Raw genomic sequence first — 16082 nt, forward strand, 5'->3', positions numbered from 1 at the left:
GATCTGGAAGGAAAAGTTCCTGAACCAAACTTGACCTGACAGACGCCGCCAGAAAACGGCCAACTGTCAGATCACATCTGAACCACTACACTTTAGCAGTTCAGGCCAGTATCCGTTCGCCTTTTCGATATTCGCGTCAATATCGCTGGCCCAGATGCGCCGCACCTGCGGGCTGTAATTCAGGTACAGTTTGTCATCCCAAATGCGCCACGCGAACGGGTCGACATCCGCCACAGCGTTCTGGCTGGCCGCATAGGCGCAATATCCACCAAACTGTGGCGCAAATTTCGCCGGGTCGGACAGGAACGCCTGACGATTATCCTCATTCAGAAACACCCAGGTGGCCCCATTGTGCTGAGCTGTGATCTCAGGATCGCCCTTTTGCGGATCACCACCTTTCCAATAGGTCATGACGTCATAACCGTTCATCGCAAGCTTGTTGAAATACCCCAAGTTCACCTCGGGCGACGCGGCCCATGATTTTACGGGCGCAATCGCGGTGCCAACGGTCACCAGAAACAAGAGAACGAACAGGCGAAAGATAAAACTTGGCATCAGCGTCCTACTCGATGGCAGAGAGGGTTCGCCCGAATTTAGCCACGCCTGACTGCCGATTGCCAGTCACGAGTCTGTAAACCGGCATGCGACCTTTGATGGTTTAAGCTCCATCACCTGCATCTGACGCCGACAACACAAAACCCCCGCCGGTTTCCCGACGGGGGCTTCGATTTCATACGGTGGGGTTTCCCCCAATCGCTTACCAGTCTTCGCGAACTACGACGCGGGTCTTGATCGGCAGCTTCATCGCGGCCAGGCGTAGGGCCTCGCGGGCGATGTCGTCATTGACGCCGTCGATCTCGAACATCACGCGGCCAGGCTTGACTTTGCATGCCCAGCGGTCGACCGAACCTTTACCTTTACCCATACGAACTTCGATCGGCTTTGCAGTGACCGGAGTGTCGGGGAAGATGCGGATCCAGACACGACCCTGACGCTTCATGTGACGCGTCATGGCACGACGTGCAGCTTCGATCTGGCGTGCAGTTACACGCTCAGGCTCAAGAGCTTTCAGGCCGTAGGTGCCAAAGTTCAGATCAGAGCCGCCTTTGGCGAGACCCTTGATCCGGCCTTTGTGCATCTTGCGGAATTTAGTACGCTTTGGTTGAAGCATATCTTTCCCTCCTTAGCGACGACCGCCACCAGCACCACGAGGTGCAGGGCCGTCCTGGAGTTCCTGTGCTTTACGGTCACGTGCCTGCGGATCGTGCTCCATGATCTCACCTTTGAAGATCCAGACCTTGATCCCGATGATCCCATAGGGGGTCATCGCTTCGGCATGTGCGTAATCGATGTCGGCACGCAGGGTGTGCAGAGGCACGCGGCCTTCGCGGTACCACTCGGTCCGTGCGATTTCGGCGCCGCCCAGACGGCCAGCGACGTTCACCCGGATACCCAGGGCGCCCATGCGCATGGCGTTCTGAACCGAGCGCTTCATTGCGCGACGGAACGAAACACGACGTTCCAGCTGCTGAGCGATGGACTCGGCAACCAGCTGCGCGTCAAGCTCGGGCTTGCGCACTTCGACGATGTTCAGGTGCAGTTCGCTGTCGGTCATACGAGCAAGCTTTTTACGCAGAACTTCGATGTCTGCACCTTTCTTGCCGATGATGACACCGGGACGTGCAGTGTGGATCGTGACGCGGCACTTCTTGTGCGGACGTTCGATGATCACACGGGCAACACCGGCCTGCTTGCACTCTTTGTTGATGAACTCACGGATCTTGAGGTCTTCCAGCAGAAGATCACCGTAGTCCTTGGTGTCGGCGTACCAGCGGCTGTCCCAGGTGCGGTTGACCTGCAGGCGCATGCCAATCGGATTTACTTTATGACCCATTAGGCTTGCTCCTCAACTTGACGCACCTTGATGGTGATCTCCGAGAACGGCTTCATGATCTTGCCGAAACGGCCACGGGCACGCGGACGACCGCGCTTCATGACCAGGTTCTTGCCAACCCATGCTTCGGCGACGATCAGCTCGTCAACGTCCAGATTGTGGTTGTTTTCGGCATTCGCGATTGCGGACTGCAAGCACTTCTTAACGTCCTGCGCGACACGCTTATTCGAGAAAGTCAGGTCGGTCAGAGCCTTCTCAACTTTCTTGCCGCGGATCATTTGCGCAACCAGGTTCAGTTTCTGCGGGCTGGTGCGAAGCATGCGAGTTTTCGCCATTGCTTCGTTTTCAGCCACGCGGCGGGGGTTCTTTTCCTTGCCCATGACTTACTTCCGCTTCGCTTTTTTGTCTGCGGCGTGGCCATAATAGGTACGGGTCGGCGAGTATTCACCGAACTTCTGACCGATCATGTCTTCCGAGACGTTTACCGGGATATGCTTCTGGCCGTTGTACACACCAAAGGTCAAACCCACGAACTGGGGCAGAATGGTGGAACGACGCGACCAGATTTTGATGACTTCGTTGCGGCCCGACTCGCGCGCTGCTTCGGCTTTTTTCAGCACGTAAGCATCGACGAAAGGACCCTTCCAAACAGAGCGAGACATAGATTAACGTCCCTTCTTCTTGGCGTGCCGCGAGCGGATGATCAGCTTCTGGGACGCTTTGTTCTTGTTGCGGGTACGCTTACCCTTGGTGTCCTTACCCCACGGTGTAACCGGTGTACGGCCACCCGAGGTACGACCTTCACCACCACCGTGTGGGTGATCGATCGGGTTCATTGCAACACCACGAACCGACGGACGAACGCCTTTGTGGCGCATACGACCGGCTTTACCGAGGTTCTGGTTCGAGTTGTCGGGGTTGGACACGGCACCAACGGTGGCCATGCATTCCTGACGGACCATGCGCAGCTCGCCCGAGCTCAGACGGATCTGAGCGTAGCCGCCATCGCGACCAACGAACTGAGCGTATGTACCTGCCGCACGTGCGATCTGACCGCCTTTACCAGGCTTCATCTCGATGTTGTGGACGATGGTACCGATGGGCATGCCCGAGAACGGCATTGCATTGCCCGGCTTGATGTCGGCCTTTGCCGACGCGATGACTTTGTCACCAACAGCCAGACGCTGCGGAGCCAGGATATATGCCTGCTCGCCGTCTTCGTATTTTACCAGTGCGATGAATGCGGTCCGGTTCGGGTCATATTCGATCCGCTCGACGGTTGCCGCGACATCAAATTTGTTCCGTTTGAAGTCAACGATCCGGTAGAGACGCTTTGCGCCACCGCCGCGGCGGCGTGAAGTGATCCGTCCGGTGTTGTTCCGGCCGCCCGATTTGGTCAAACCCTCAGTGAGAGACTTGACCGGACGTCCTTTCCAAAGCTCCGAACGGTCGATCAGCACCAGCCCGCGCTGGCCCGGCGTCGTCGGCTTGTACGACTTGAGTGCCATGCTTTCTGTCTTCCGTTTAGCAAGTGCAGGGGGTTTCCCTGCTATGTGATAGGCCCCCGTAGGTGCCAAGGGTATAGGGCCCCGAAGGTCCCCGGTTACAAATATCAGAGGCCCCGGAACGAATCCGAGGCCGCAAGATTGGGTGCATTTAGCAGTGTTGGGGGTGGGTGTCTATAGGATAATGAGAACACTCACGGGGCCGATTTATGTATTCCGCAAACAAAAGCCCAAACCCAAGTTTTTTCGTGGTTTCCAGCAAGGATCTTTTGGTTTCAGTCCGCCAACTTCCAAACTTGAACGCCATCGATGAGGTATTCCCTCATGGAAAAGCGTGATGAAGGTGGCTCATTTTTTGTCAGTAACGAATGAACATCTCCAAGCACCGCGCGACTTTGGCCGATATAGCCATGCGCAAATGGGCCTAAGTCTGCGTCATTCACAAGTACAGTGTCTAAACCCGGCATTGTAAACGCAGGAGGAACAAGACCTACCCGATCATATCCATGCAGCCATCTTGAGAGCTTCAATGCCAGATCCTTGTCACCGACATAGGAAGTAGCTCGGTCAGCTGAGGAAACTGCATGTAAGCCTTGATACGGCATTATTGCTGCGTCGACATCGGCAGCGGCCAAAATAACTTGATGTATGGAGGCTGCAGCATTTGGATTTCTTGTAGTAAGAACCTCAATTGCCCCGAGTAGGCATCTACACCCCATACTGTGCGCAACAACGCTAACACCATGCTCCGAAAATGTCTCCGTAAACATCTCAAGAAACTCTGACAGAGCGTATCTGTTGCGTTCGGCGCTAGCCTCATCGGATGAGTATCCCGCCTCTGTACCACGCGAGGGCCAACTAAACAGCCCGATACCTTGAGCGATTCCAAGGTCGTGACCAAACTGCGCGGCTCTAAGGACGGCACCTTCAAAAGAAGTGTTGTAACCATGAACAAAAATCGTGGGGCGTTGATGGTGCCCACCCGACTTGTTTACCTTCCTTAGAACTGAGAAAAATAGATCTTCATTAAGCGTCATGATTTGCTTGAGGCGCAGGTCACTTTTCTGCTTGTTAAATAGCCGCCTCCAGAGCGTCTTACCCAGCCCACCTAGCCTGTTGCCCTCTGGAACAACAACCTGAGCGATCCCATAGTTTATCTGCTGCCATTGCTCTGCTCCGTACCCAATCACCGCCCCACGTTCGATTATCGGACCACGCGTCGTGCCGAAAAAGACTTCGTAGGCGTTCTTCCGAGGGCGAGAGTCCTCTTTTGGTTCTAGTCCAGCTTTATTATCTGCAGTTAGTGAAGATTTTTGTCGCAACTCTTCGCGATACACTGTCCTTGAAGGGTATTCTCGAATGTACTGCGCTCCGACATGATCACGTTGCTCAGAGCTCAATTCGGTTCCAATAATCAAAACCCCGTTGATATCGGCGTTTTGAAACGAGGTGTTTTCTAGGGTTGAGTTCTCAAAGATCGCATCGGCAAGAATTGAACCCTCAAATCTAACATCAGTTAGATCGGCAGAGCTGAACGAAGCTTTCTCAAAGTTGGACCGCGTGAGGTCAGCTTGATGCAATTTCGCATTATCAAACTTTGATTTCTGGAAATTTAGTCGCGAAAGGTTCGCGCCTACTAGGTCGGCGTCACTAAGATCAATTCTTTCAAAGTAACGGGACGTCTTTGGATCATCTCGAAAATCGGGGGGAAGAACGTCGAAGAAATTAAGGCCGGATAAATCCGGTTCAAAGTAGACACGCTTCCGGCGCTGGTTCCACCTTTTAACGCCTTCATTCAACCAACGCACATGCCAAGGATTAGCCATTTCGTCATTTCTACATAAATATCTTTCTAACTCCCGCCATCTTTGTGCCGGTAAAACATGCTGTCAATATGTAGCCGTTCTGCCAAACGTCTAATTTTCAACAATAAACCCCGCTTTCGCGGGGGCCTTTCTCTCTTTCCAAAGACGGGTTCGATCAGAGACCGGTGGACTCGTCGATGGTGTTACCCTCTTCTTGGGGTCACATATGTTTTCTTGACGCTTTTCCGACAGCCCATTTGGCCGTTCACCCCAAAGATCGCCTGCGGCACAGCGGCTCGGACTCCACCGCGATCCTTTGCTTAAGTTTGATATGACCCAGCACCTCTCGAAAAGCGCGGTGTTTGGGTTTGCCTTCCAGATAATCCGCCAGTTTGAGCAGGTTGATCGGGTGCTTCGCAATCAATGCCTCGATCCGTTGTACTGCGTCGTCCAGCTCGTAGTAGTCCACGTACTGACAAGCCACCTGCGTGGGCGTTAGCAGGCAGTAATCCTGCGGGCGTTTCTCGGTATAGCGCGTGATGTCGAAAGGTGACGCGCCGAGGGCGTGGAATTTGGGTATGTATACGCGCATCTCAGCTTCGGCATGCTCCAGCACCGTGCCCGAGGTCTGGCGAAACCCTAGTGGGCCGAGCTTACCCACAACGTGTTTGCGCATCGCCGGAGAGACCATGTCCACATCAGCCCGGTCATACTTTAGATCATCGAAAACCGACAATAGCCGCAGCTTCTCATCCGCAATCTGAAAGTAAGGCTCGGAACTGAACCCCCGCATCTGCTCCAGTACCTGCGCACGCACCGCCTCAGAATCCGAAACGAGATCGGTGTCAGGAGGCTTGACCTCCGCACTTTGAAACAGGCTCTGTAAACGTCGGAGCAGAGGTCTTTGATTGCTTCTATTTTCTCGTGCTGCGTCTGTGTCATCCATGGTTGTCTATGTAACTCGGATAGCCCCGACGACCACAGTTCCAAGGAAAGACACAAAGGGTGCGTCTTGAGCGTTCACGGTAACAGTGACACAAAAGAAGCAGCGAAACCGATAGGTTGCCAACCTCTGGTGGTGTTTGATTTCATATGCAACGGTGAGACATGGATCGAGGGCAATACAACAAAAAGCCCTCACTCTCTCGAGACCTTTAGTTCTCTTCACAGAAGAATTCCATCAGAGACCGGTGAACACGTCGGTGGTGTGCCCCTCTACCAAGGTCACATGTGCTTTCTTGACGTCATTCCGACGACCCAGCTGGCCGCGGAACCTACTCCTCACCCATAAAGGGCACGGGCCTCGGCGAAGGACAGCAGACGACGGCTTTGCTCATCCCACAGGTGCAGCCGCGCGTTGGCGAGACTTTCGCGGATGGTCATCCGGTTGCTGTTCGCCAGCTCATCATGATCGCGCAACACTTCGGTCAGGCGGTAGAACGGAATGCGGCTGTACAGGTGATGCACGTGGTGGATACCGATATTGGCGCTGAACCATTGCAACACGGACGGCAGTATATAATGCGAGCTTCCGTGAAGAGCCGCCTCGTGCAGTTGCCAGTCCTCATCGGGGTTCCAGTGTGTGTCTTCGAACTGATGCTGTACATAAAACAGCCATACTCCGGCAGTCGCTGCAATCAGGGTTGAGGGCAGAAAGATCAGCAACACAGGCATCAGGCCGCCAAAATAGTAAATGGCCAGCAACGCGGCCAGGATCGCGACATTGGTTACCATCGCACTGACCCAAAACTTCAGACTGCCAGTCAGTCCAAACGGGAGGCGGTTTTGAAAAAGAAACAGGTAGCCGGGCCCGAATACGAACAAAGTGATCGGGTGCCGATAAACACGGTACCAGAACTGGTTCATTGGCGTCTTCGCCTGATACTCAGTCACTGTCAGGGTATGGATATCACCCATCCCCCGCTTGCCCAGATTGCCCGAGCTATTGTGATGCGTCGAATGCGTGCGGCGCCAGACATCATAAGGGGTCAGAGTCAGAACTCCGATCCCACGCCCGATCCAGTCGCTGACCGCCCTGTTCTTGAAAAACGCCCCGTGCCCGCAATCATGCTGGATCGCAAACAGGCGCAGCAGAAAGGCCGCGTTTAGGACTGAAATCGCAAAGGCCAACCAATAGCTGACCGACAGAGACATCCAGGACAGCGCCCATAGCGCAAAGAAGGGAACTATGCTAACACCCAGTTCGAACGAGCTGCGCAACTGATCCGGTTCACGATACCTAGCCAGTGTTGTGACCCATTCACGAGCAGCGGTTACCTCGGGCTTATCCTGGGTCGAGAGAAAGGGTTCAGTCATACGCCTGCCAGTCTATTGTTTGTGTAAAGCCGGATAGACTACCGTTCCGGCATGGCAAGCCTTTTCTGGGCAGTCGCTGAAGTTTGCGTTCAAAATTCGGTGTTACCGCTGCAAGAAAAAACCCCCGCTTGCGCGGGGGTCTTTGGGTATCTGCAAATACGGGTGCAATCAGAGGCCGGTGGACACGTCCGAGGTCGAGGCCTTTTCCTCGGGCACATACGTTTTTCGACGGATCAGCTTATCCGTCCGCCTTCATTTCGGTAACAATCATGATGCTGATCGGCCCGGTCGAGAACGGCCCTACGCCGAACTCCTTGTGGTCAATCTCACCTTCAGCCGTGAAGGCCACCCAGTCGCCCGCGTAATATTCGATGGCACTGCCCAGCGGGTGCTCACCCTGATGGGTCAGCGTGGCATTCAGGGTCACGGGCTTGGTCACACCGTGGATGGTCAGGTCACCGGTCACATCCGCCGTGGTGTCACCGGTTCGCTCGATCCCGGTGCTGACAAAGGTGATCTCGGGGTAGGTTTCGACCTCAAAGAAATCCGCCGATTTCAGGTGATCGTCCAGCGGACCAAAGCCGGAAGACAGGCTGTTGGTGTCAATCGTCACGTTCAGAGTCGACGCCTCAACATCATCCGCGTTCAAATCCAGCACGCCTTCGGCCTTGGTGAACTCGGCATGCTGGTTGGACACGCCGGCATGGCTCCAGCCAAAGCGAACCTCAGTATGCCCCTGATCGGTTTTGTAGGTCTGCGCAAAGGCCGGGGCGGCTGCGACGGTCAAGGCAACTGCAGCGATTATAGATTTGAAGGTCATGAGGGTAATCCTTTCATCCGTAATAGGGGCTGGATATTAGATGAATTTTCATCTAGTTGAAAATGCGGAAAACAGCAATCAGATTTGGGTCGAACACAAAGTTGTGAAGAATGATCTGCCAACACCTTTGGAAACGGACATCTGGGTCGCCATGAACCGGGCCACCCGGCTTATCCAATCCGAAATCAGTGCGGCCCTGAAAGACGCGGGTCTGCCGCCCCTGAAATGGTACGATCTGCTATGGTCGCTGGAACGGCACGAAGGAAGACTGCGCCCCTTTGAACTGGAAGAAGACACCATTTTTGAGCAATCGAACCTCTCGCATCTCAGCAGGCGAATGGCTGCAGAGGGGTTGATCGAGTTTGTTTCATATGCCGAGGATCGACGCGGAAAAGTTCTGCAGATCACAGACAAGGGCCGAGAATTACGGAAACGTATGTGGGCAATTTACGGCCCGCTGCTGCATGAAAAGATGCGCGCATTTGGCAGGGCCGATGGTTGGCGCAAGTTTATCGAAACTGTTGGCGCATTGTCAGAAACTGATTGAAACTCGGTTCAAAATTGACCGCATCAGACTCGTCACCTCAGCCTCGCCAATGTGGCTACTGGATTTTGTATGGTCATACTTACGAGTGATTGAGCCGAAGGACACGTTTTGGTGGGGTAGCAAGCCCCGAACACCATTGGTGCCCCTCTCGATCCAAACAGCCGTCTAAATCTAGGTGAAGTCAGAAAGAATACCACCCATTTCTCTGGCCACTTTTTCTAGGGACACCTGCGCCCGAACGAAAGCCATTCGATCAAGGGCTTCTACCCAGACCTGTGTTCCGAACAGGTCTTTGGCCCGATCCAGAGCCGCGCTGATCTCTACCTCATTCGCTGTCTCTAGGAAAAAGGGATAGTCCTCCCCAAGGTAATGCACTGCGTCGTCCGATTCCCGCAGCGTCATAACGTTGGCTCCTAAGGTTGCGGCAGTGAAGCCCTTGGTAAACGGCTTGGCCACTTTAGAACCCGCTTTTTTCTGCTGCCGCAGGGAGCGAACACAATAGTGCATGTTGAACCGGTTTAGCGCATCAAATGCGTCTGTGAAATTTCTGTCTTTTCCATAACTCAGAATATGAACCCGGTCTTTGACCAAGTCCGGCAAGTAAACATTATTGGGGTGACCAAGATATCCCGCAGCAAACTCCAGCTGCTGTACGTTGTGCAGGTTGGCCAATCTGGGGTCCGCATGGTGGGTCAGGTGCACTACCCGACCTCTTCCCGCGTCGGCACCCAAATCGTCCATATGCTCTTGAAGTACTCTGTATCCCACCCGAGAGGCGCTGATATGAAAATCGGCATATTGCGAAAAACTGTGACTCACATTCGAGTCAACATAGTCGATGCCTACGGCTCTTGCGCTGGCGCTCAACTGCCGCATTCCCTCTTCGCCAAACTTGTTTGGAGTTCCTTTCAACATGATGACTATGCAGTCCTGAACAGCCTCGCAGGCCCTGTCCAATGCGGCTGCGTTGCGAATGGGCCGCTGTGAAACAACAGAAAAATCATACTTGTCATTTAAGTAACGCGTGCAGATTTCACTCAACTGGTCGCACCGCATGATTTTTGACCCTGCGCCGCTCAATCCCTTGCGATGCAAGAATACGACTTTTGTTTTCTCACTCATTCCACAGCCTTACTGTTTTACGCCCAGCAATGACGTACTTGCACACACAATCGGAAATTTCGATAGGGTCGCCTGATTTACCATTTCCAGACAGCCATACCACGGATCATAGAAGCCAACCGACGTCACAGCTTCACACTTGAAATCTAGAAAATGACCCGATGCTGGTGGTGGCCCCGCTTTCAACTGAACAACCGTCAACGCGCAGTTTCCCCGCCTGAAACGAAATTGGCCCCGGCGGGGTACACCGCCGGGGCCATGAATGCACGCAATAAGCGCTGGATCAGAGACCAGTACTTACGTCGATGGTGTTACCCTCTTCCAGGGTCACATATGCTTTTTTGACGTCTTTCCGACGGCCCAGCTGACCGCGGAACCGCTTGACTTTGCCTTTAGTCACGGTGGTGTTCACCGCTTTGACCTTCACACCAAACAGCGCCTCAACGGCCTCTTTGATCTGCGGCTTGTTGCTGTCGATCGCCACTTCAAAGACAACCGCGCCGTTTTCGGACGCCATGGTCGACTTTTCGGTGATGATCGGCTTGCGGATCACGTCGTAGTGTTCTGCCTTCGCGCTCATTTCAGACGAGCCTCCAGTGCTTCGACAGCCGCCTTGGTGAGCACCAGGGTGTCACGCTTGAGGATGTCATAAACGTTTGCACCCATCGACGGCAGGATATCCAGACCTTCGATGTTGCGCGACGCCTTCAGGAAACCTTCGTTCACGGTCGCGCCGTCGATGACCAGAGCGCGTTTCCAGCCCAGGTTTGCAACCTGTTTGGCCAGAGCGGCGGTCTTGCCTTCGGCTTCGGCGTTCTCGATCACAACCAGTTCACCTGCCTTGGCTTTGGCCGACAGAGCGTGGCGCAGGCCAAGCTTGCGGAACTTTTTCGGCAGGTCGTGGCCGTGCGAACGAGGAGTCGGACCCTTGTAGATACCACCCTTGCGGAAGATCGGCGCGTTACGGTCACCATGGCGTGCGCCACCGGTGCCCTTTTGGCGATAGATCTTCTTGGTCGAGTAGCTGGTTTCCGAGCGGGTCTTCACCTTGTGGGTGCCGGCCTGCGCGTTGTTACGCTGCCAACGGACCACACGGTGCAGAATGTCCGCGCGCGGCTCGAGACCGAACAGATCGGCGTTCAGCTCGATGTCGCCGGCTTTGCCGCCGTCCAGTTTGATTACATCAAGTTTCATGCTTCACCACCTTCCGCGGGAGCTTCTTCCGCAGGTGCTTCGGTTGCAGCCGATTTCACAGCAGCCGGGAAAGGCAGGCCTTCCGGTGCTTTCTTCTTCACGGCGTCCTTGACGGTGACCCAGCCCGATTTCGGTCCGGGAACGGCGCCTTTGATGAAGACCAGGTTCCGGTCGGCGTCAGTTTTGACGACTTCCAGGTTCTGGGTGGTGACACGGGCAGCACCCATGTGACCGGCCATCTTCTTGCCTTTGAAAACCTTGCCCGGATCCTGACACTGACCGGTCGAACCGTGCGAACGGTGGCTGATCGAAACACCGTGCGAAGCGCGCAGACCACCGAAGTTGTGGCGCTTCATTGCACCGGCAAAGCCTTTACCGATCGAGGTACCCGAAACGTCAACTTTCTGACCTTCCAGGAAGTGTTCTGCCGAAATCTCGGCGCCCACATCGATCAGGCCATCTTCGGAGACGCGGAACTCGGCCAGCTTACGCTTGGGCTCAACCTTGGCAGCGGCGTAGTGACCGCGCATGGCTTTCGAGGTGCGTTTTGCCTTGGCAGCACCGGCGCCCAGCTGAACGGCGGTGTAGCCGTCTTTGTCAGCGGTACGCTGTGCAACGACCTGCAGGTTGTCCAGGTGAAGAACGGTCACAGGGATCTGCTTGCCGTCTTCCATGAACAGGCGGGTCATGCCGACTTTTTTTGCGATAATACCAGAGCGCATAATCTATACCCTCCGATCTTACGACTGCAGCTTGATCTCGACGTCCACACCAGCAGCGAGGTCGAGCTTCATCAGCGCGTCAACGGTCTGGGGGGTCGGATCAACGATGTCGAGCAGACGCTTGTGCGTACGGATCTCGAACTGGTCGCGGGATTTCTTGTCAACGTGAGGGCCACGGAGAACCGTGAACTTCTCAATCTTGTTCGGCAGCGGGATCGGGCCGCGCACGTTCGCGCCGGTCCGCTTGGCAGTGTTGACGATCTCTTGCGTGCTGGCATCCAGAACGCGATAGTCAAATGCCTTCAGCCGAATACGGATGTTTTGGCTTTGCATATTAACAGCCTTTTATCAGGCGTTGAGGTTGAGAGGAGGACGGACGCGCATCGCCAACCCTCTTCGAACCCAAAAGGCGGGAATCACCCCGCCTTGACGTTCTTGTTGAGAACTCGCGCGTATTAGTGGGACCTGAGCGTTTTGGCAAGAGGCAAACGAAACACAGGCAGTATTCTTATTCCTCGTTGGGCACTCTTTTGTTTAACCATGGCTCCTCCACCTTCATACCTTGGTAAACCGCATGCAGGAAAAGATGAGCAATCACAGGGTCATTTGAAAACGGCGAGAACTGTAGATTGCCTTCCCTGACTCCACCTTTTGCGTCGTACACAACTTCGTCGCTCTTAATGGTCACGCGTACTTCGAGCTCCGCCAGCGTCTCGGGATCAACCGCTGTTGGATCATCTGACAGGATCACGAAGTCTGCAACTTTGCCAACCTCGATAGAGCCCTTGTCATCTTCTTCGAAATGCTGCCAAGCGGGCCAGATCGTCATGGCCTTCAGGGCGGTCATGACATCAACCCTCTGATGCGGCCCCAAAATATCACCGGACCGAGTGCGGCGAGTGACGGTTGCGGCAAGGACCCGCATGCTGTCCGGAAACGCAACCGGAGCATCATGGTGTGTGCCAAACATCATGTCCCGCTCACGCAACCATCCTGTGGGAGAGATGTTGTCGGCATTCACCGGCCCAACAGTATGATCCCGATGCCAATCCCCCCAATAGAAGGTGTGCATCGGGAAAAGTGACGGAAAAACACCCAGACGCTTGAAGCTCGCGACCTGATCCTCCCTTAGAAACTGACCGTGTATCAGAACCGGACGGTTACCGGGGTCGCCATACTTTATCTGAGCCTCTTCCAGCGTGGCAATGAGCAGGTCAGATGCACCTTCACCGTTGGAGTGCACAAGGATCTGAAACCCGTTTTCGTAACACCAATTCACGGCATCCTGGAGCTGCTCCGTTGTAATGGCCGCATATCCTGCATACCCGGCTGCGTAGTTTCCGACCGGATCATAATAGGGTCGATCCCGCAACGCGGTAAAACCCTGCGGCGAGCCGTCGATTGTCAGCTTGCAGCCTCCGACCCGAACCCGGTCGTCATAATCCTCAGAGGTATTTGCGCCAATGTACTCCCTCGACTCGAGAACATCCGGAAACGCTACCACGTCGATAGGCAGCCCTTCTTCGGCGGCCACCTTCCTGAGAACTTCGACAATTTCACCTGAAGATCGACCTTCTTGTCCGGTCGTATATCCAAACTTTGCCCAAAGTTCGGTTCCAGCTCGGGCGAAAGCCGCTAAACCGTCCTCACCCAGATTACCCAACATGGGCACGAGTACCGCGAAGAACGCGTATTCCTCCAGAACACCGTTGGGTTCTCCAGCCTCATCGCGTTGAATCACGCCGCCCGGAGGAGCCTCAGACGCGGCCGTGATGCCAGCCAATTCCAAAGCTTTCGAGTTTGCGACCCCCAGATGCCCTGACTGATGTATGATTATGACAGGTACATCCTGAGACACCTTGTCCAATTCTTGCCGCGTGGGGTGGCGCAATTCCTTGAGCTGAGCATTGTCGTAGCCGAACCCAATAATCATCTTCACCTGCTTAACAGCTTCGGAATTCTCTGAGGCCCAGTTGGAGAGCGTGGATTGCAAGCTGGCGATATCAACGACCTCCCCATCTGGCGGCGCGAGAAGGTTGGCAGAAAGGGCCTGTAATCCCCCCATGACAACATGACCATGGCTATCGACGAAACCTGGAAGCAACGCACGCCCTTCCAGATCATAGGTTTCGGATTCCGCGCCCTGATGCGCTGACAATTCAGACAGCGTCCCCACCGCAAGAATGCGCCCATCCTTGACCGCAACGGCCTCGGCGGTAGGGCTATTGTCGTCCATCGTTATGATCGGCCCTCCGAGATAGATCCTGTCCGCAATTTGTTGTGAGGACGCCGAGGTGGAAAAGAGAGAAACCGCTGCGACAAGACAGATCGAATACGCTGAAAAGTTTATCATGTTACCTCTTTTCTATTGCAATGTTTCAATACGAAAGAAGTTAGCATCACCGTAAACTTAGGCAAAAATGAAATGTGCACCCCGGGGGACGCCCTTTCCACTGGTTACTGATGGTGCGAATTACTCAATAATCTTCGACACAACGACGGTGCCGATGGTGCGATCGCCTTCGCGGATCGCGAAGAGCAGAACGATTTCCATCGCGATCAGCTCAAAACCGAACGACAGGTTATCGTCGGGCATGACCCTCTTGGGACCAACCGCTAGAGCCACGGCGCCGCTAACTCTCAGGCGATTGGGCCGGTACGTATCGAGGTGCAATAACCTTGTCATAAAACACAAAAAACAACGGCGTCAGCACCATCGACAATGCAACGACAATGATCAGGGCATTCGCTAGATCACCGCTCAGCACGTGCGTGGCGACTGAGAAGGACAGCAGTACAAAGCCGAACTCTCCGGCCTGTGCCATTCCCAGCGCAAACAGCCAATTATTTGCCCCGGAAACACCAAACAATCGGCCCAGAGCAAAGAGAATAACCGCCTTGATGACCATCACGCCCAGGGTCAGTGAAACAACCAGGTCCAGGTGATCAACCATCAACCTGAAATTCACCGAGGCTCCGACACTGACGAAAAACAGCCCCAAAAACAGCCCCTTGAACGGGGTGATCTCTTTTTCAAGGGCTGTGCGATATTCGCTGTTGGCCAACACCACACCAGCGATGAACGCCCCCAATGCAGGGGTCAGGCCAACGGCCATCATCAGCACAGCAACCCCGACCACAATGGTTAGCGCCATGGCTGTGAACAGTTCGGGCAGCTTGGCGGATTCGACGTATCGGAACACTGGTCCGATCAGATAAGCCCCTCCGGCAATCACCAGTATGATCGAGCCAAGCGTGACAAGTGCCCTCAGCCAACCAGGCAAATCCTTCACAAGATTCAGCGACAACCCGGTGCTCATCGTGGGTCCGTGATTGACAGAACCGCCCCCCATCGCGGCAAGATCCGGCAACGCCAACAACGGGAGCAAAGCCAGAATTGGGATCACCGCAATGTCCTGCATAAGCAGAACCGAAAAGCTGGACTGGCCCCCAGTGCCCATCAGCAGCCCTTTTTCATGCAGTGTTTGCAATACGATTGCTGTGGACGACAAAGAGAAAATCAGCCCGATGGTCAGCCCCGCCTGCCACGGCTGACCAAGCGCCACCGCCAATCCCATTATAGCAATAGACGTACAAAGAAGTTGCAGCCCACCCAAACCCAGTAGCCTTTTCCGCAAATCCCAAAGCTTATTCGGCGCCAGCTCCAACCCAATCAAGAACAGCATCATGACGACGCCAAATTCGGCAAAATGTTCGAGATTATCGACATCGACACCCAGCTCAGACAAGGCAGGGCTAAGAAGCATTCCAGCAATGAGAAAACCTAGCACAGAGCCAAGGCCAAGCCAGACAGCAATCGGGACAATGGCAATGCCCGTCCCGAGCAGAATAAAGGAAAGTAAAAGAAAGTTTTCCATATTGGTTCAAATATTGCTTGTGGAGCTACCTTACACAAGCGGCACATTTTTGCGTGCCCTGGAACCAGTGACTTCAAACAAAAAAGGCCGCCCCCTTTGGGACGGCCTTCTTTTTTGCTCACCGTATTGCTCTCGGCGGATTTTCCGGTGGAAAATCACCTGTCACAACCAGGCGCGAAAAGTGCGCCTTACTCGATGATTTTCGAGACAACGCCGGCGCCGACGGTGCGGCCGCCTTCGCGGATGGCGAAACGCAGGCCGTCTTCCATCGCGATAGGT

Annotated in this window: 19 protein-coding genes and 2 pseudogenes; 1 reads left to right on the forward strand and 20 read right to left on the reverse strand. The window is 54.5% G+C overall.

Going from position 1 to position 16082, the window contains the following annotated elements; translation table 11 throughout:
* Positions 1–66: 66 nt before the first annotated feature.
* From ACR0DT_RS24315 to ACR0DT_RS24365, 11 genes and pseudogenes are all read right to left on the reverse strand, one after another.
* The gene (locus ACR0DT_RS24315; protein WP_480713253.1) at positions 67–555 is read right to left on the reverse strand and encodes a YHS domain-containing (seleno)protein; all 489 of its coding nucleotides are present in this window, start codon (positions 553–555) and stop codon (positions 67–69) included.
* Positions 556–757: 202 nt separating this feature from the next.
* Positions 758–1171: a 50S ribosomal protein L16 gene (gene rplP / locus ACR0DT_RS24320; protein ID WP_058283513.1), complete on the reverse strand. Its 414-nt coding sequence runs from the start codon at positions 1169–1171 to the stop codon at positions 758–760.
* A gap of 12 nt (positions 1172–1183) precedes the next feature.
* Positions 1184–1894 carry a 30S ribosomal protein S3 gene (gene rpsC / locus ACR0DT_RS24325; RefSeq protein ID WP_008758042.1) on the reverse strand — a complete coding sequence of 237 codons (711 nt, stop codon included), beginning with the start codon at positions 1892–1894 and terminating at the stop codon, positions 1184–1186.
* Complete coding sequence (rplV, locus tag ACR0DT_RS24330; protein WP_039538267.1) at positions 1894–2274, reverse strand: 50S ribosomal protein L22; 381 nt, start codon at positions 2272–2274, stop codon at positions 1894–1896. The genes rpsC and rplV overlap by 1 nt, the downstream gene beginning before the upstream one ends.
* A 3-nt stretch (positions 2275–2277) precedes the next feature.
* Positions 2278–2556 (reverse strand): 30S ribosomal protein S19, encoded by a 279-nt coding sequence (rpsS, locus tag ACR0DT_RS24335; RefSeq protein ID WP_005980699.1) that lies wholly within the window; start codon positions 2554–2556, stop codon positions 2278–2280.
* A 3-nt stretch (positions 2557–2559) separates the two neighbouring features.
* A complete protein-coding gene (rplB, locus tag ACR0DT_RS24340) occupies positions 2560–3402 on the reverse strand; it encodes a 50S ribosomal protein L2 (protein ID WP_170356688.1) in 843 nt (280 codons plus the stop codon).
* A gap of 272 nt (positions 3403–3674) precedes the next feature.
* Positions 3675–5225, reverse strand: a complete 1551-nt coding sequence (locus tag ACR0DT_RS24345; protein ID WP_480713254.1) for an alpha/beta hydrolase — start codon at positions 5223–5225, stop codon at positions 3675–3677.
* Between the two features lie 244 nt (positions 5226–5469).
* The gene (locus tag ACR0DT_RS24350) at positions 5470–6021 is read right to left on the reverse strand and encodes a hypothetical protein (RefSeq protein ID WP_480713255.1); all 552 of its coding nucleotides are present in this window, start codon (positions 6019–6021) and stop codon (positions 5470–5472) included.
* A gap of 363 nt (positions 6022–6384) precedes the next feature.
* A pseudogene (locus tag ACR0DT_RS24355) lies at positions 6385–6480 on the reverse strand (50S ribosomal protein L23); the annotation flags it as partial.
* A 5-nt stretch (positions 6481–6485) separates the two neighbouring features.
* Complete coding sequence (locus ACR0DT_RS24360; protein ID WP_480713256.1) at positions 6486–7520, reverse strand: fatty acid desaturase; 1035 nt, start codon at positions 7518–7520, stop codon at positions 6486–6488.
* Between the two features lie 238 nt (positions 7521–7758).
* A complete protein-coding gene (locus tag ACR0DT_RS24365; protein ID WP_480713257.1) occupies positions 7759–8340 on the reverse strand; it encodes a YceI family protein in 582 nt (193 codons plus the stop codon).
* Between the two features lie 40 nt (positions 8341–8380).
* Here ACR0DT_RS24365 and ACR0DT_RS24370 point away from each other — a divergent pair, with 40 nt between their 5' ends.
* Positions 8381–8887, forward strand: a complete 507-nt coding sequence (locus tag ACR0DT_RS24370) for a MarR family winged helix-turn-helix transcriptional regulator (protein WP_480713258.1) — start codon at positions 8381–8383, stop codon at positions 8885–8887.
* Positions 8888–9058: 171 nt separating this feature from the next.
* Here ACR0DT_RS24370 and ACR0DT_RS24375 read toward each other — a convergent pair whose 3' ends face one another.
* The 9 genes and pseudogenes from ACR0DT_RS24375 to ACR0DT_RS24415 all read right to left on the reverse strand — a co-directional run.
* Positions 9059–10009, reverse strand: coding sequence for a hypothetical protein (locus ACR0DT_RS24375; protein ID WP_480713259.1), 951 nt, complete (start codon positions 10007–10009; stop codon positions 9059–9061).
* Between the two features lie 283 nt (positions 10010–10292).
* Positions 10293–10589, reverse strand: coding sequence for a 50S ribosomal protein L23 (locus ACR0DT_RS24380; RefSeq protein WP_008757532.1), 297 nt, complete (start codon positions 10587–10589; stop codon positions 10293–10295).
* Positions 10586–11203, reverse strand: a complete 618-nt coding sequence (rplD, locus tag ACR0DT_RS24385) for a 50S ribosomal protein L4 (protein ID WP_155148664.1) — start codon at positions 11201–11203, stop codon at positions 10586–10588. Before rplD ends, ACR0DT_RS24380 begins: the two co-directional genes overlap by 4 nt.
* Positions 11200–11925, reverse strand: coding sequence for a 50S ribosomal protein L3 (rplC, locus tag ACR0DT_RS24390; RefSeq protein WP_170328778.1), 726 nt, complete (start codon positions 11923–11925; stop codon positions 11200–11202). Before rplC ends, rplD begins: the two co-directional genes overlap by 4 nt.
* 18 nt (positions 11926–11943) lie before the next feature.
* Positions 11944–12258: a 30S ribosomal protein S10 gene (gene rpsJ / locus ACR0DT_RS24395; protein WP_008756422.1), complete on the reverse strand. Its 315-nt coding sequence runs from the start codon at positions 12256–12258 to the stop codon at positions 11944–11946.
* Positions 12259–12433: 175 nt separating this feature from the next.
* Positions 12434–14161 (reverse strand): amidohydrolase, encoded by a 1728-nt coding sequence (locus tag ACR0DT_RS24400; RefSeq protein WP_480713260.1) that lies wholly within the window; start codon positions 14159–14161, stop codon positions 12434–12436.
* A gap of 237 nt (positions 14162–14398) precedes the next feature.
* Positions 14399–14563 (reverse strand): annotated as a pseudogene (locus ACR0DT_RS24405) (EF-Tu C-terminal domain-related protein); the annotation flags it as partial.
* On the reverse strand, positions 14559–15803 hold the full coding sequence (locus ACR0DT_RS24410; RefSeq protein ID WP_480713261.1) for a cation:proton antiporter domain-containing protein: 1245 nt from the start codon (positions 15801–15803) through the stop codon (positions 14559–14561). The pseudogene ACR0DT_RS24405 and the gene ACR0DT_RS24410, both read right to left, overlap by 5 nt.
* Positions 15804–15991: 188 nt before the next feature.
* Positions 15992–16082, reverse strand: a 91-nt coding sequence (locus ACR0DT_RS24415; RefSeq protein ID WP_211330766.1) for an EF-Tu C-terminal domain-related protein, incomplete at its 5' end; no start/stop codon positions are given.

Source organism: Ruegeria sp. BI11 (assembly GCF_056538005.1).

Coding starts and splice junctions, on each gene's coding strand:
- ACR0DT_RS24315 (WP_480713253.1), bottom strand. CDS start 555: ATGCCAAGTTTTATCTTTCGCCTGTTCGTTCTCTTGTTTCTGGTGACC.
- rplP (WP_058283513.1), bottom strand. CDS start 1,171: ATGCTTCAACCAAAGCGTACTAAATTCCGCAAGATGCACAAAGGCCGG.
- rpsC (WP_008758042.1), bottom strand. CDS start 1,894: ATGGGTCATAAAGTAAATCCGATTGGCATGCGCCTGCAGGTCAACCGC.
- rplV (WP_039538267.1), bottom strand. CDS start 2,274: ATGGGCAAGGAAAAGAACCCCCGCCGCGTGGCTGAAAACGAAGCAATG.
- rpsS (WP_005980699.1), bottom strand. CDS start 2,556: ATGTCTCGCTCTGTTTGGAAGGGTCCTTTCGTCGATGCTTACGTGCTG.
- rplB (WP_170356688.1), bottom strand. CDS start 3,402: ATGGCACTCAAGTCGTACAAGCCGACGACGCCGGGCCAGCGCGGGCTG.
- ACR0DT_RS24345 (WP_480713254.1), bottom strand. CDS start 5,225: ATGGCTAATCCTTGGCATGTGCGTTGGTTGAATGAAGGCGTTAAAAGG.
- ACR0DT_RS24360 (WP_480713256.1), bottom strand. CDS start 7,520: ATGACTGAACCCTTTCTCTCGACCCAGGATAAGCCCGAGGTAACCGCT.
- ACR0DT_RS24365 (WP_480713257.1), bottom strand. CDS start 8,340: ATGACCTTCAAATCTATAATCGCTGCAGTTGCCTTGACCGTCGCAGCC.
- ACR0DT_RS24370 (WP_480713258.1), top strand. CDS start 8,381: ATGAATTTTCATCTAGTTGAAAATGCGGAAAACAGCAATCAGATTTGG.
- ACR0DT_RS24375 (WP_480713259.1), bottom strand. CDS start 10,009: ATGAGTGAGAAAACAAAAGTCGTATTCTTGCATCGCAAGGGATTGAGC.
- ACR0DT_RS24380 (WP_008757532.1), bottom strand. CDS start 10,589: ATGAGCGCGAAGGCAGAACACTACGACGTGATCCGCAAGCCGATCATC.
- rplD (WP_155148664.1), bottom strand. CDS start 11,203: ATGAAACTTGATGTAATCAAACTGGACGGCGGCAAAGCCGGCGACATC.
- rplC (WP_170328778.1), bottom strand. CDS start 11,925: ATGCGCTCTGGTATTATCGCAAAAAAAGTCGGCATGACCCGCCTGTTC.
- rpsJ (WP_008756422.1), bottom strand. CDS start 12,258: ATGCAAAGCCAAAACATCCGTATTCGGCTGAAGGCATTTGACTATCGC.
- ACR0DT_RS24400 (WP_480713260.1), bottom strand. CDS start 14,161: ATGGACGACAATAGCCCTACCGCCGAGGCCGTTGCGGTCAAGGATGGG.
- ACR0DT_RS24410 (WP_480713261.1), bottom strand. CDS start 15,803: ATGGAAAACTTTCTTTTACTTTCCTTTATTCTGCTCGGGACGGGCATT.